This is a genomic window from Micromonospora sp. NPDC051924 (assembly GCF_055586005.1).
Map to the genome: position 1 here is coordinate 20,120 of NZ_JBVJJA010000007.1, position 13,014 is coordinate 33,133.

The following is a 13,014-nucleotide window of genomic DNA, read 5'->3' on the forward strand; positions in this document are numbered from 1 at the left end:
CGGTCAGTCGTCGCGCAGGCGGCGCAGGATCCGGGCCAGCTCGGCCCGGTCCGCCGGGTCGAGGTCACCGAAGAAGCGGTCCGCCTCGGCGGCCCGGGCGGCGCGGATGGCCTCGCCGACCCGGCTGCCCTCGCCCGTCGGCGCGACGAGGGTGGCCCGCCGGTCGGCGGGATCGGGCCGTCGCTCGACCAGCCCCCGCTCCTCCAGGCCGTCGACCACCTCGGTGGCCGACCGGGGTGCGATGTGCAGGTGGTCGGCCAGCGCGCTGAGCCGCAGCGGGCCGTGCCGCAGCAGCACCGCGAGCGCCCGGGCGTGCCCCGGGTTGATCTCCCACGGTTCGAGGGTGCGCTTGGCCTGGTGGCGCAGCCGCCGGGCCACCGCCCAGAAGGTCTCGGCGAGGCTCTCCTCGTCGCTGTCGCTCACCGGAATACGGTAGCAGCATGTGCTGTTGCTACCTCATGATGAGGTAACCTCAGCAATATCCCCCGACGAAAGAGGGCTCCCTTGGACGGATTCCGAGACGGCCGCGGCGGCGGCCAGCGCACTGTCACCCCCGCCGAGAAAGCGCAGGCCCGCCGGGTCCCGCTGCGCCGGGTCGGCGGCCTCTTCGCCGCCCACCGCAGCCCGCTCGCCGTGGTGGTGGCGATCATCGTGGCGTCGTCGGTGCTCGCGATGGCGTCGCCGTTCCTGCTCCGTACCGTGATCGACCGGGCCCTGCCGGAGCGCGACCTGACCCTGCTGGCCTGGCTGGTCGCGGGCATGGTGGCGGTGGCCGCGGTCACCGCCGTGCTCGGCGTGGTCCAGACCTGGATCTCCACCCGGGTCGGCCAGGAGGTCATGCACCGGCTGCGCACCGACGTCTTCACCCACCTGCAGCGGCAGTCGATCGGCTTCTTCGTGCGCACCCGCACCGGCGAGGTGCAGTCGCGGATCACCAACGACATCGGCGGCATGCAGACCGTGGTCACCTCCACCGCCACCTCGATCGCCGCCAACCTCACCACCGTGGTCGCCACCGCGATCGCCATGGTGGCCCTGAGCTGGCGGCTCTCCCTCGTGTCGGTGGTCGTGCTGCCGCCGGCCATCTGGCTGACCCGCCGGGTCGCCCGGCTGCGCCGGGAGATCACCAACCAGCGCCAGCGGGAACTGGCCGACCTCAACGTCACCATCGAGGAGGGCCTGTCGATCAGCGGCGTGCAGCTCGCCAAGACCCTGGGCGCCGGGGCCGCGCTGGTCGACCGGTTCACCGCCTCCTCGGCCCGCCTGGTCGACCTGGAGCTCCGCTCCGAGCTGGCCGGCCGCTGGCGGATGGCCTCGATGACGGTAATCTTCGCGGCCATCCCCGCCGTCATCTACCTCGGGGCCGGCCTGCCCGGCACCGCCGGCACGCTGACCATCGGCACCCTGGTCGCCTTCACCGCCCTGCAGGGCAGCCTGTTCCGGCCGCTCATGGGCCTGCTCAACGTGGGCGTCTCGCTGACCGCCTCGCTGGCCCTGTTCGCCCGGATCTTCGAATACCTCGACCTGCCCGTCGAGGTGGCCGACCCGGCCCGGCCGGTGCCCCTCGAACCCGCGCGGGTCCACGGCCACCTGCGCTTCGAGGACGTCACCTTCAGCTACCCGGGCAGCGACACCGCCGCGGTGGCCGGGATCAACCTGGACGTCCCGGCCGGCACCAGCCTGGCCCTGGTCGGCGAGACCGGTTCCGGCAAGAGCACCCTCGCGGCCCTGATCAGCCGGCTGCACGACCCGGACGCCGGCCGGATCACCATCGACGGGGTCGACCTGCGCGACCTGCGCCTCGCCGACCTGACCGCCGTCGTCGGCGTGGTCGGCCAGGAGACCTACCTGCTGCACGCCACCGTGCGGGAGAACCTCCGGTATGCGAAGCCGGACGCCACCGACGCCGAGATCGAGGCCGCCGCGCGCGCCGCGCAGATCCACCACCTGATCGCCGCGCTGCCCGCCGGGTACGACACGATGGTCGGCTCCCGCGGCCACCGGTTCTCCGGCGGGGAGAAGCAGCGCCTCGCGATCGCCCGCACCCTGCTGCGCGACCCGCGGATCCTGGTGCTGGACGAGGCGACCAGCGCGCTGGACACCGAGACCGAACGCGCGGTGCAGCGCGCCTTCGACGAGCTGGCCCGGGGCCGGACCGTGGTGACCATCGCGCATCGGCTCTCCACCGTCCGCGACGCCGACCAGATCGCCGTCCTGGACCACGGTCGGATCGTCGAGTCCGGCACCCACGAGAGCCTGCTCGACCGCGCCGGCCGGTACGCGGCGCTCGCCGCCTGAGCGGCGCGTACCGGCCGGGGCAGGGTCAGCCGGCGGCGGGCGGCGGGACGGTGATGGACCGCTTGAGGATCTTGCCGGTGGGCCCCTTCGGCAGGGCCGGCACGATCCACACCTGACGCGGGTACTTGTACGCCGCGAGCTGCCCCTTCACGTGCTCCCGCAGCTCCGCCGGGTCGGCGTCGGCCCCGGGACGCAGCGCCACCACGGCCACCACCTCCTCGCCGAGCGTCGGGTGCGGCATGCCCAGCACCGCCGCCTCGGCGACGGCCGGGTGCTCGTAGAGCACCTCCTCGACCTCACGCGGGTAGACGTTGAAGCCGCCCCGGATCACCAGGTCCTTGGTCCGGTCGACAATCCGGTAGTAGCCGTCGGCGTCCCGGGCGCCCAGGTCGCCGGTGCGGAACCAGCCGTCGACGATCGCCTCGGCGGTCGCCTCCGGCCGCCGCCAGTAGCCCTTCATGACGTTGTGCCCGCGGATGACGATCTCCCCGACCTCGTCGGTCGCGGCCGGGTCGCCGTCGGCGGTGCGTACGTCCATCTCCACCCCGTCGATCGGGGTGCCGATGGTGCCCGGCTTGCGCGGCCGGTCCGGGTGGTTGAACGAGGCGACCGGCGAGGTCTCGGAGAGGCCGTAGCCCTCCAGGATCACGCAGCCGAACTTCTCCTCGAAGCGGCGCAGCAACTCCACCGGCAGCGCCGCTCCGCCGGAGACGCAGGTACGCAGGGCGGACAGGTCGGGCTGGTCGTCGCCGGCCGCGGCGAGCAGCGCCGCGTACATGGTCGGCACGCCGGCGAAGAGGGTGGCCCGGTCGCGGACCAGGATCTCCAGCGCCTGGGCGGCGTCGAAGCGGGGCAGCAGGGTGAGCGTCGCGCCGGCGGCGACCGCGCAGTTCAGCGCGACGGTCTGGCCGAACGAGTGGAACAGCGGCAGCGCGCCGAACACCACGTCGTCGGCACCCAGCCCGAACAGGGTGGCGTTGCTGACCTCGACGTTGCGGCGCAGGTTGTCGTGGGTCAGCTCGGCGCCCTTCGGCTGCCCCGTGGTGCCGGAGGTGTAGAGGATCACCGCGGTGTCCGTGCCGTCCCGCTCGACGACCCCGCTGACCGGCTCGTGGGCGGCCAGCGTCGCGGCGAACGTCGCGGAGTCCACCACCAGGCTCACGCCGTCGGACCGGTCCACCCCGGCCTGCTCGGTGGTGTGCCAGGCGAGGATGCCGCGCGCCCCGGAGTCCGCCAGGTAGTAGTCGACCTCGCGCGGCTTGAGCAGCGGGTTCATCGGCACCACCACCGCTCCCGCGCGCAGGATGCCGTAGTAGCCGACGGCGAACTCCGGCACGTTGGGCAGCATCAGCGCCACCCGGTCGCCGGGCGCCACGCCGCACGCCCGCAGGTAGCCGGCGAGGCGGGCCGAGGCGTCGTCCAGTTCGGCGTAGCGGACCGTCCGGTCGCCCAGCCGCAGCGCCGCCCCGTCGGGGGTACGCGCCGCGGTGGTGACCAGGATCGAGGCGAGGTTGGTCATCTCCGGCTCCTTCACTCGGCGGTCAGCTGCCGCACGATGGCCGCGGCCGGGCCGTCGGTCATCAGGATCGTGTAGTGGTTGGCGTCGACCAGTTCGGTCGCCAGGTGCGGCGCCTGCTCCCGCCAGTGCGCCACCAGCGGCTCGGGCAGTAGCCCGGGCTCCTGGCCGAACATCCCGCGCGGGGCGTACAGCAGCACCGCCGGGACGGTCAGCGCGCGCAGGTCTGCCCCGAACGACTCGGCCTCGACCAGCAGGTCGCGGCCGTCTGCCCGGACCGCCTCGGCGTTGACCCGGGTGCGGATCGCGCCGTCCGGCCCGGTCGCGTCGTACCGCACGTACTCGGTCAGGTCGTCGCTCCACTCGGCGGCCAGGGCCGGGTGGGCGCGGAAGAAGTCGACGTACGCGTCCACCGAGGGGTAGGTCTCGCTGAGCCGGGCGAGGGCCGGGCCGAGGGTGGCCGCGAGCACCGCGTCCGGGTCCGCCCCGGCCGGCACCGGCAGTGGCAGGCCGCCGTCCACCAGCACCAGCCGGGTGAACAGCTCGGGCCGGCGGGCGGCGGCGCGCAGGGCCGCGTACGCCCCCATGGACTGCCCGACCAGCGCGACCGGCCGGCCCTGGCCGAACTGCGCGGCGGCCGCGCAGATGTCCTCGGCGTGCCGCGACATCCCGTACGGGCCGGGCAGTTCGGCGCTGCCGCCCCGCCCGCGCAGGTCGAGCGCGATCAGGCTCCAGCCCGGCGGCAGCTGGCGGCCGACGGCCCGGTACGCCATGCCGGAGGCGGTGATGCCGTGCGCGGCGACCGCGATCCGCGGGCCGGTGCCGAAGCGGAGGGCGGTGAGGGTGCCGTCGGGCACCTCGACCTTCACCTGTTCCATGGGATCAACCTTTCCTGAGGGGGTGCCGGTCAGCCGCGGGGGAGCGGACTGCCGACCAGGCGCAGGGCGAAACCGACGAAGGCGTCGGCGACCTGCTCACGGGTGTACGGCTGGTCGGGGCCGAACCAGTTGGCCACCCGCATGCCGAGGCTGCCGACGGCGATGCCGGTCAGCGGCACGTCGGCGACGTCGAACGCGCCCGCGGCCGACCCGCGCTCCAGCACGGCCAGCAGGAGTTGCCGCGCCTCCTCGCGCAGGGCCAGGGCGGGCGCGGCGCGCTCGGGGGAGAGGGCGTGCAGCTCGTGGTTGGCGACCAGGGCGAGCAGCGGGTAGTCGGTGTGCACCAGGACCTGGGCCCGGACCAGCGCGGCGAGCTGCTGGGCCGGGTCGTCACCGGCCGCCTCGGCCGCCTCGACCACGCGGCGGCGCAGCTCCTCGTGGCCGAGCCGGATCAGCTCGGCCAGCACGTGCTCCTTTGCCGGGTAGTGGGCGTAGAGGGTGGCCGAGTTGACGCCGACCTCGCGGGCGATGTCGCGGATCGAGGCGCCGTGGAAGCCGTACTCGGCGAAGAGCTTGAGCGCCGCGTGCAGGATCCGCCCCCGGGTGCCCGGCGGGGTGACCCCCTCGGGCAGCTCGACCGCGACGGCGGTGAGCCGGCGGGGATCCCACGACGTCTGCGTCACCGGCGCTCCTCGACTCGGCCAATCAAACGATTGGTTGACACCCTAGTCCGGCGCGCGGATAGTGACCAGCACCACTATTTCCAACCGATCGATCGGTAGCCACCACCACCGCCAGAGGAGCACCGGTCATGCCCGAACCCGTCCCCGCGCGGCGCCGCCCCCGGCGGACCCGCCGCCTCGTCGCCACCGCCCTCAGCGTCCTGCTCGCCCTGCTCGGCGCCCCGGCCGCGCCCGCCCGGGCGGCCACCGGCACCTGGTTCCACGGCACCTACACCAACCTCGCCGGCACCCGCGACTACCACGGCTACGTGCCCTCCACCTACCGGTCCGGCACGCCGATGCCGCTGCTGGTGGCACTGCACGGGTGCACCGAGAACGACGTCGGCTTCGACCTGCTCACCGGGCTCAGCGCCCGGGCCGAGCAGCGCGGCTTCCTGGTCGTCTTTCCCGACCAGTCGACCCTCGCCAACCCCTCCCAGTGCTGGAACTGGCCGCTGTCGATCAACCAGCACCGAGGCCTGGGCGAACCGTCGATCATCGCCGGCATCACCGACCTGGTCCGCTCGCGCTGGACCGTCGACCCCGCCCGGGTGTACGTCACCGGCGTCTCGGCGGGCGGCGTCATGTCGATCATCATGGCGGTCACCTACCCCGACCGGTACGCCGCCGCGGCCAGCGTCGCCGGCTGCGAGTACGAGTGCGACGTGCTCCAGCTCCGGTCGCCCGACCAGGCCGGGCTGGACGCCTGGCGGGAGATGGGCAGCCGCGCCCGGCCGGTACCGGTGCTGGTCTTCCAGGGCAGCGCCGACCTCGTGGTGGCCCCGTCCACCGCCGACCGGATCGTCGGGCAGTGGGCGCAGACCGACGACCTCGCCCTCGACGGGCTCGACGACGGCGACGTCACCGCCACCCCGAGCCTGGTCGAACGCGGCCAGGTTCCCGGCGGCCGCACCTACACCCACTCGGTCAACCGGGGCCCGGACGGCACCGTGCTGATCGAGAAGTACCTGATCGACGGCGCCGGACACGTCTACCCGGGCGGCTGCTCGTGCAGCCTCTACGGCGACCCGTCCGGCCCGGACGCCAGCGGGTTGAGCTGGGACTTCTTCCTCGCCCACCCGCGAGCCTGACGGGGTCGGCGCGGCCGGGCCCCGGTCCGGCCGCGCCGGCGGCTTGTACCCGAAAAACACCCGATCTCCAAGACGTGAGTTGCACGTCCATCGTGGTTAGAGTGGCGCGGTGCATGACGGAGTGCAGGCCCAGGTGCCGGTGCTGTACGTGTCGGACACCGACGCCGCCCGCCGGTTCTACGCGACCTTCGGCTACGCCGAGGTGCGCACCGGCGGCGACGGCACGTCCCGCTGGTCCTACCTCCAGTGCGGAGAGCTGACCCTGCTGCTGGCGGAGGTGCAGCCCCGCCTGGTCACCGTCGAGCTGCCCCTGCTCATCTACCTCTACGTCGACGACCTCGCCGCCACCATGGCACGGCTGAGCGCAGCCGGGCACCCCGTCGAGCGGGCCGGGCACCCCGAGCACGCCCCCGGCGGCGAGTGCCGCACCACCGACCCGGACGGCAACGTGGTCGTCTTCGGGCAACGCCGGGCCGTACCCGAGCAGGGCCGCGACCCGGAGTCCAAGGAGGCCCGGTTCTCGCTGATCCGCGAGGCGGCCAGGACGGTCCGGCGATCCGACGGCGCCCCGGCCCGCTGCCAGATCGGCGGGCCGCGAGGCGAGGCCTGCCCGGACCCGGCCGAGGTGAGGCTCGCCGACTCCTGGGGCGACACCGTGTGGGGCTGCCTGGCGCACGCCGACGAGACGCTGCTCAACGCCCGAGGGGCGTTCCTGGCGACCGAGGACGGATCCGGGCTGGGCGCGTTCCTGCGGAAGCGGCGGACCCATCCGGAACAGGTGCCGCAGGCCTGACCGTCAGCCGCAGTCGAGTCGGGACGCCAGGTCGAGGGCGGCGCGGATCGGGTCGTCCGCCCAGCGGCTGGCGAACGCGTCGTGCAGCCGCCACCCCGCCCGGATCAACGTCCGCTGTCGCTCCACGTGCGCCGCCGGCCCGTCCGGGTGCACCGCGCAGAGCACGCCGACGGCGTCCGCGTCCGGGCCCACACAGAGGTCGACCCGCCACCGGCCCACCGGGTAGCCGGGCCGCACCGGCAGCCCCAACCGGCGCAGCTCCTCGGCCAGGGCGGCGGTCCAGCCCGTCACCGGCTCCGGATCCGGCGCCGCCGGGGGTCGCCCCGCGTACCCGAGGTAGTCGCCGACCAGCCCGTCGGCCGCGCGCAGCGAGGTGACCACGGTCAGCCGGCGGCGGGCCCGGGTGACCAGCACGTTGAACAGGTTGGGGTCGGCCACGAACCGGTGCCGGGACGGCGGGTCGGCGTCGACCAGCCCCAGCGAGGCGACCACCACGTCCGCCTCGCTGCCCTGGAACGCGTGCACGGTGCCCGACCGCAGCCCGAGCCGCTCGATCTCGTCGACGTCGAAGGCGGCCAGCAGCGCGGCCTCCAGCGCGTCGGCCTGCGCCCGGAACGGGCTGACCACCGCTATCCCGCCCGGCGGCGGGTCGGCGGCGAGCCGCCGGACCAGGTCGAGGGTGGCCGTCACCTCGGCCTGGTTGACTCCGTCGGCCAGCGTCGCGTCGGCGACGGTCAGCACGTCGATGACGTCGGCGCGCTCGTTGCGCGGATGCCGGGTGACCAGTTCCAGCCGGTCGCCGTAGAACCGGCGGGCGGAGAACTGGATCAGGTGCGGCACGGAGCGGTGGTGCTCGCCCAGCCAGCTCACCGGGGCGGCGCCGGCCGCCACGTCGAAGGCGCTGGACCGGCGGACGTCGAGCCTGTCGCCGTACCGGTCCAGGCCGTGCCGGCGCAGCGTGGCGTCGATGTCGACGTCGGACACGAACGACACGAACCGCAGCTGCCGGGGGTCGCCGGCGACCAGCGCGCGGCGCGCCCTCGCCAGCACCGGGCCGGCCCGGAGCTGGTCGATGTGGGCCGCCTCGTCGAGCACCACCAGGTCGAACATCCCGGCCACCGGCGGCAGCAGGTCCTCGACGTCGGCGACCGTGCCCACCCACAGCGGCAGTGCCCGGACCAGCGCCTCGGCGTCCAGCCCGGCGAGCAGTTCCCGGCGCCGGTTGCGGCCGGCCCGCAGCGCCGCGCCCAGGCCGCTGGTGGCCCGTCGCGCCGCGCCGGTCCACCGGCGGGCGCTGGTCGCCCGGTGCCGCATCGCCGTGCCGACCGCGTCGGCCAGCGCGGCGTCCGCCTCGGCCAGGCTGCGCCAGGCGGGCGCCAGGTCGGTGCCGCCGGTGGCGGCCAGCCGGGCCGCCGCCCGGACCGCGTCCGCCGCCGCCAGCGCGGCCCGCAACCGCTCCACCGGTACGCCCGCACCGCCGCCCGCCAGCCGCCCCAGCCGCCGCCCGGCCCGCGCCCGCCGCCAGCGCCGCCACCAGCCGTCGCCGGCGCGGGTGGCCTCGGACAGCGCGGCCCGCACCTCGGCCAGGTCGGTGTCCGGATCGAACACGCCCGGCACGTCCCGGCCCAGCGCCGACAGCAGCGGCTGCCAGCCGGGCAGCGTGGCGGCCAGCCGTTCCTCGTCGAGCGCGGCGACGACGCCGGTCAGCACGTCGGCCACCCGGTCCCGGGCCGCCGCCACGGCGGCGTCGTCGGCCCGCAGCGTCGCGTCGTCCGCGCCCGCCCCGGAACCACCGGCCAGGTCGGTGGCGATGGCGTCGCGGCGCTCGGCGTCGCCGAACAGCACCGGCGTCGGGCCGGGGTGGCGGCGCAGCAGCTCGCCCAGCACGTCGGCGGCGTGCACCGACTGGGTGGCCACCAGCACGGAACCGCCCCGGTCCACGGTGTCCAGCGCGGCAGCCACCAGGGCGTGGCTCTTGCCGTTGCCGGGCGCGCCGGAGACCACCACGACCGGCTCGGTCCTGGCCCGCCGGACCACGTCCCGCTGGGCTTCGGTCAGCGGCAGCGGCGACAGCACCTCGGCGTCGTCCGGGGACGGCCCGGTAGCGCCGTCCCCGGCGTAGAGGCGGCGCAGCGCGGTGTCCGCCAGCCCGGGGCGGGCGGCCCAGCTGAGCAGGGTGTCGCGCAGCCGGCCGGCGAGCACGTCGCGGGTCACGAAGAGCGCGGCGGCGGCCACCCCGGTGAGGGTGGTGTCGTCGATGCTGCGGGGCGGCCGCGCGAGCACCGCCTCCGGTTTCAGGCCTGCGGCCTCGGCGGCGGCGGTGAGCCACGCGGTGGTGCCGGGCGCGGCGAGCCAACCCGCTCCGGCCAGCCCCGGCGCCGCCTCCAGCCGGGCGGCCAGCTCCCGGTCCTCGATCAGCGGGGTCAGTTCCAGGTCGCCGGCCGGCACGATCCGGTAGCCCCGGCGGGTGCGGTCCAGGCGTACGGGCTGGGCCAGCAGCGGCAGCCGGACCCGCCGCCGGCCGCCGTCCAGGTCGGCGCTCCCCACCACGAAGGCCAGGCCCCGGCGCAGGATCCGCTCGTCGCGGTGCAGCGCGTCCAGCGCCGCGAGGCGGTCGAGCCGGGCGCCGCGCGGCCCCCGGTCGGGCTCCGGCAGCCAGACCAGCGGGCGACCGGAGCCGGACACGTCGAAACTCCGCTCGGCGCCGGCCGGGGCCAGGTCGGCGAGCGCGGTGAGGATCGCCGCCGCCTCCATCGCCCGCGATTCTGCCGTACCCCGGCACGGACGGCCGGGCAGCCGTCTCGGCCTCCGGGCTCTGGAACAGGGCCCGCCGGTCGTACCCCTCGGAGCCGAGACGCCCCGAGCCGGCGGCGCAGGTCGATCGGCTGCGGCGACTGCGGGTGGCGTCAGGACACACCCGGCCCGGGGCGCGGCTGCGCATCCGGGACGGGCGCAGCCGCGGCGGCCGATGGTGATTCCGCGTCCGCCTGGTCGGCATCCGGTGCCGGGTCGGTCTGGGCGGTCGCCGCCTCGGTCGATGTCCCGGATTCCGGGTGGCCCTGATCGGGTGTCCGCTGCGAGACGATGTCGACCGCGTTGAGGAAGTCGAAGATGCCGTCGAGGCGTCGGCCTTCCCGGCGGAGGCCCTCGCGCCACTGCTCATTGGCCTGCTGCTCCGCGATGAGGCGTTGCCGGACGCGGAGGGCCTCCTCGTTGATCGCCTGGGCCGCGTCGCTCGTGGCCAGGTGGTCGACGGCCTCGTCCATGATCGTCATCCAGCGCCGGTTGAGCCGCTCGGCGTACTCCGCGCGCCTGGTGTTCAGCCTGTTCTGGCACTCCAGCTCGATCAGGTTCTCCCAGTACGGCAGGAGGATCTTCCTCACCCGCTGGTCGAGCCTGACCCACACGTCCGGCCGGCATGTGATGCCCAGCGTCTCGCCCCCGAAGGACCAGGGCGGCTTGTCGGCGACGGCCTGCCGCAGCGCGGCCTGGAGGTCGTCCGCCCGCTCAGGAGGGAAGGTGCGGGCCCGCTCGGTCGCCAGGGCTCGCAGCCGATCTGTCGCGTGGGTCCGGTAGTAGTCGGCGTACCAGCGCAGCAGCTCCGGGCTCAGCCGGGTGGACGACCAGGTGAAGGTGGCCCCGACGGTGAAGGTGAACACGTGCCCCTGGGCGCGCACCTCGATCGGCCCGGACGCGTTCCGTCGCTCGATGCCCTCTGGGGGCAGGGGAGCCGACGAGTCCACCTCGGACAACATCTTCCTAACGACGGGGAACAACCGCGCCCAGAGCACGCACAACTTCTTCCAGAGCGCGCGGAGCCACGTCACGACGGTCCGGGCGGCCACACCTGCGACCTCCCGGCCGCGGTCGACCCGTCGTCGCGGGCGTTCCTCCGGCGTCGGGTCCCCGCTCGACGCGTCGGTCATCGCATCTCCCTCGTCCCGGGCCCGCCCCGCCCGGGTGGGCGGCGGCGGTCGCCTCGGCGCGGCGGTCCGCACCGGGTTGGCTCAACGAGGGGTGTCGCGCGGAGCAGCAGCAACGGTCGCCGCTGCTCCGCGGACGATCCGTCGACCCAAGCTAACAAGGTGGCAGCGGATCTGCCGGCAGCCGCGCGGGCGCATCGCACGCCGGCTCGGCTCTGCCGCGTGTCGACCTCCTAGTCCGACCCAGGATCCGCAGCGGACGGTAGCTCCACCGCAGCCCTGTGCCGAGCACTAATTCCACCTTCGTCCTTCCCGACCCCCTCGCCGGGCGGCATGCGGTGGGATCCCAGTTCTACCCTGCATCGAGCGGTAGCTCTACGTCGGTGAAGGGAATTGATCGTGCGACGCGGATATTGGCGGGAATCCGGGGAAACGGTCAGCGCGGAGGATGCCTGGGGCATCTGGGCGCGGCACGCGTACGACCTCCTTGTCGAGGTGGCACAGCGGTATCACGAGGTCATCACCTACGGGGAGGTCGGCGCCGCGGTGCAGGACAGGTCCGGCATCCACACCTCCGCCCTCCTCCACAACTGGATCGGTCCCGTCCTGGGTCGGGTCGTCCGTCGGGCGCACCTGCAGGGGGACCCGCCGCTGACGGCACTGGTCGTGCACAAGGACGACGGCAAGGTCGGCACGGGATACGCCGAGGTGTTGCAGGTGGCCGGTCAGGCGTCGGTCGAGGATGAGATGGAACGTGAGCGGCACGCTGCGGCTGCCCGACTGGATTGCTATCGCTATTTCAAGGCGGCAGGACTGCCGGCGGACGGCGGACAGCCTGCCCTCGCACCCGCACTTGAGGCAGCCGTACGACGTCGGGGCAGGAATGCTCCGCAGCCCCGCCGCCCCACCTGTGCACGGTGCGGCATTCAACTACCGGTGAGCGGTCGCTGCGACTACTGCGACTGACCCGCCCTCACGCGCAAGCCGGGGCGTCCCATCAAGCATTAGTCCGAACACGCACCCCCGAGCCGTCGCAAGCTGTTCCGCCGTCACCCTGGTCACGCCGCGAACCATCGGGGCGGATGACACGAGTGCGGCTCGGGGTCGGGGTGCTGGCCGCACGGCGGAGGCCAGCGAGCTGGACGAAGATCTCGCGCCGGTCGATCGCCTGGCCGCGCCGGTCGACGACGTAGCCGGTCAGCCACACCCAGCCGGTGTACGTCGGCTTGGGGCAGACCGAGACGACCCGGAAGGTCAGAGCGCGATCGCCGGCGAACTGCACCGAGGCGCGGCCGTCGATCCGTAGCAGGTCACCTGGTTGCGGTCGCACCGCTACCAGCAACCGTCGTTCGGCGGCCGGCACTCCCGGGCGTGCATGGTCTGCCAGTCGCGCAGCGCCCGCTTGAGCCGTTCGTTCTCCTCTGTGAGGTGGCGTACCCGCCGGTGGAGGTCGGTCAGCTCGTCGGCGACCTGAGCCTGGAACTCGCGTACCTGCTCGGGGTCGACGCCCCGGCGGCGCGGGTCGAACGTGCGGGTCCGCACCTCGTGCGCCGTCAACCGGGCCGGCAGGCCGGTCCCGTAGAGCTGGCCGGATCGATACACCTGGGTCACGTCGGTCCTTTCCGGGGCAGGCGGAAGCGCGGAGGGTCGGTGCGGTGGGTCTGGAAGGGCGGGCCGTCCGCACGCCGGCCGCTGGCGACCCGCCCGCTCCGCCGCCGCAGCTTGAGATCAGCGGTACGACGACGGAGCAGTTCGGTGGGTCGGGACGGGCACGCGCACCCGCCCCGACCAGG

12 protein-coding genes are annotated in these 13,014 nt (G+C 74.5%); 4 read left to right on the plus strand and 8 right to left on the minus strand.

Going from position 1 to position 13,014, the window contains the following annotated elements; all coding sequences use genetic code 11:
• Positions 1-3: 3 nt before the first annotated feature.
• Positions 4-423, minus strand: a complete 420-nt coding sequence (locus tag ACZ6S5_RS07440; protein ID WP_465998734.1) for a MarR family winged helix-turn-helix transcriptional regulator — start codon at positions 421-423, stop codon at positions 4-6.
• A gap of 81 nt (positions 424-504) precedes the next feature.
• Here ACZ6S5_RS07440 and ACZ6S5_RS07445 point away from each other — a divergent pair, with 81 nt between their 5' ends.
• Complete coding sequence (locus ACZ6S5_RS07445) at positions 505-2,298, plus strand: ABC transporter ATP-binding protein (protein ID WP_465998736.1); 1,794 nt, start codon at positions 505-507, stop codon at positions 2,296-2,298.
• Positions 2,299-2,323: 25 nt separating this feature from the next.
• On the opposite strand, the gene ACZ6S5_RS07450 is transcribed toward ACZ6S5_RS07445, so the two are convergent.
• From ACZ6S5_RS07450 to ACZ6S5_RS07460, 3 genes are read right to left on the minus strand one after another with little or no spacing between them, the layout of a single operon-like run.
• Complete coding sequence (locus ACZ6S5_RS07450; protein WP_465998738.1) at positions 2,324-3,817, minus strand: long-chain-fatty-acid--CoA ligase; 1,494 nt, start codon at positions 3,815-3,817, stop codon at positions 2,324-2,326.
• A gap of 11 nt (positions 3,818-3,828) precedes the next feature.
• The gene (locus tag ACZ6S5_RS07455) at positions 3,829-4,692 is read right to left on the minus strand and encodes an alpha/beta fold hydrolase (RefSeq protein WP_465998740.1); all 864 of its coding nucleotides are present in this window, start codon (positions 4,690-4,692) and stop codon (positions 3,829-3,831) included.
• Between the two features lie 29 nt (positions 4,693-4,721).
• The gene (locus ACZ6S5_RS07460) at positions 4,722-5,375 is read right to left on the minus strand and encodes a TetR/AcrR family transcriptional regulator (RefSeq protein ID WP_465998742.1); all 654 of its coding nucleotides are present in this window, start codon (positions 5,373-5,375) and stop codon (positions 4,722-4,724) included.
• A gap of 128 nt (positions 5,376-5,503) precedes the next feature.
• Here ACZ6S5_RS07460 and ACZ6S5_RS07465 point away from each other — a divergent pair, with 128 nt between their 5' ends.
• Positions 5,504-6,505, plus strand: coding sequence for an extracellular catalytic domain type 1 short-chain-length polyhydroxyalkanoate depolymerase (locus ACZ6S5_RS07465; protein ID WP_465998744.1), 1,002 nt, complete (start codon positions 5,504-5,506; stop codon positions 6,503-6,505).
• 109 nt (positions 6,506-6,614) lie between these two features.
• Positions 6,615-7,298, plus strand: coding sequence for a VOC family protein (locus ACZ6S5_RS07470; RefSeq protein WP_465998746.1), 684 nt, complete (start codon positions 6,615-6,617; stop codon positions 7,296-7,298).
• Between the two features lie 3 nt (positions 7,299-7,301).
• Here ACZ6S5_RS07470 and ACZ6S5_RS07475 read toward each other — a convergent pair whose 3' ends face one another.
• Both ACZ6S5_RS07475 and ACZ6S5_RS07480 read right to left on the minus strand, forming a co-directional pair.
• The gene (locus ACZ6S5_RS07475) at positions 7,302-10,052 is read right to left on the minus strand and encodes an AAA domain-containing protein (RefSeq protein WP_465998748.1); all 2,751 of its coding nucleotides are present in this window, start codon (positions 10,050-10,052) and stop codon (positions 7,302-7,304) included.
• A 152-nt stretch (positions 10,053-10,204) separates the two neighbouring features.
• Entirely contained in the window at positions 10,205-11,224 is a 1,020-nt protein-coding gene (locus tag ACZ6S5_RS07480; RefSeq protein WP_465998750.1) for a hypothetical protein, read from the minus strand.
• A gap of 396 nt (positions 11,225-11,620) precedes the next feature.
• Between ACZ6S5_RS07480 and ACZ6S5_RS07485 the strand changes: the two genes are divergently transcribed.
• Positions 11,621-12,187: a hypothetical protein gene (locus ACZ6S5_RS07485; protein WP_465998752.1), complete on the plus strand. Its 567-nt coding sequence runs from the start codon at positions 11,621-11,623 to the stop codon at positions 12,185-12,187.
• Between the two features lie 31 nt (positions 12,188-12,218).
• On the opposite strand, the gene ACZ6S5_RS07490 is transcribed toward ACZ6S5_RS07485, so the two are convergent.
• Together ACZ6S5_RS07490 and ACZ6S5_RS07495 are read right to left on the minus strand one after the other, a co-directional pair.
• Positions 12,219-12,551, minus strand: coding sequence for a hypothetical protein (locus tag ACZ6S5_RS07490; RefSeq protein ID WP_465998754.1), 333 nt, complete (start codon positions 12,549-12,551; stop codon positions 12,219-12,221).
• A gap of 2 nt (positions 12,552-12,553) precedes the next feature.
• Positions 12,554-12,832, minus strand: a complete 279-nt coding sequence (locus ACZ6S5_RS07495; RefSeq protein ID WP_465998756.1) for a DivIVA domain-containing protein — start codon at positions 12,830-12,832, stop codon at positions 12,554-12,556.
• Positions 12,833-13,014 lie beyond the last annotated feature (182 nt).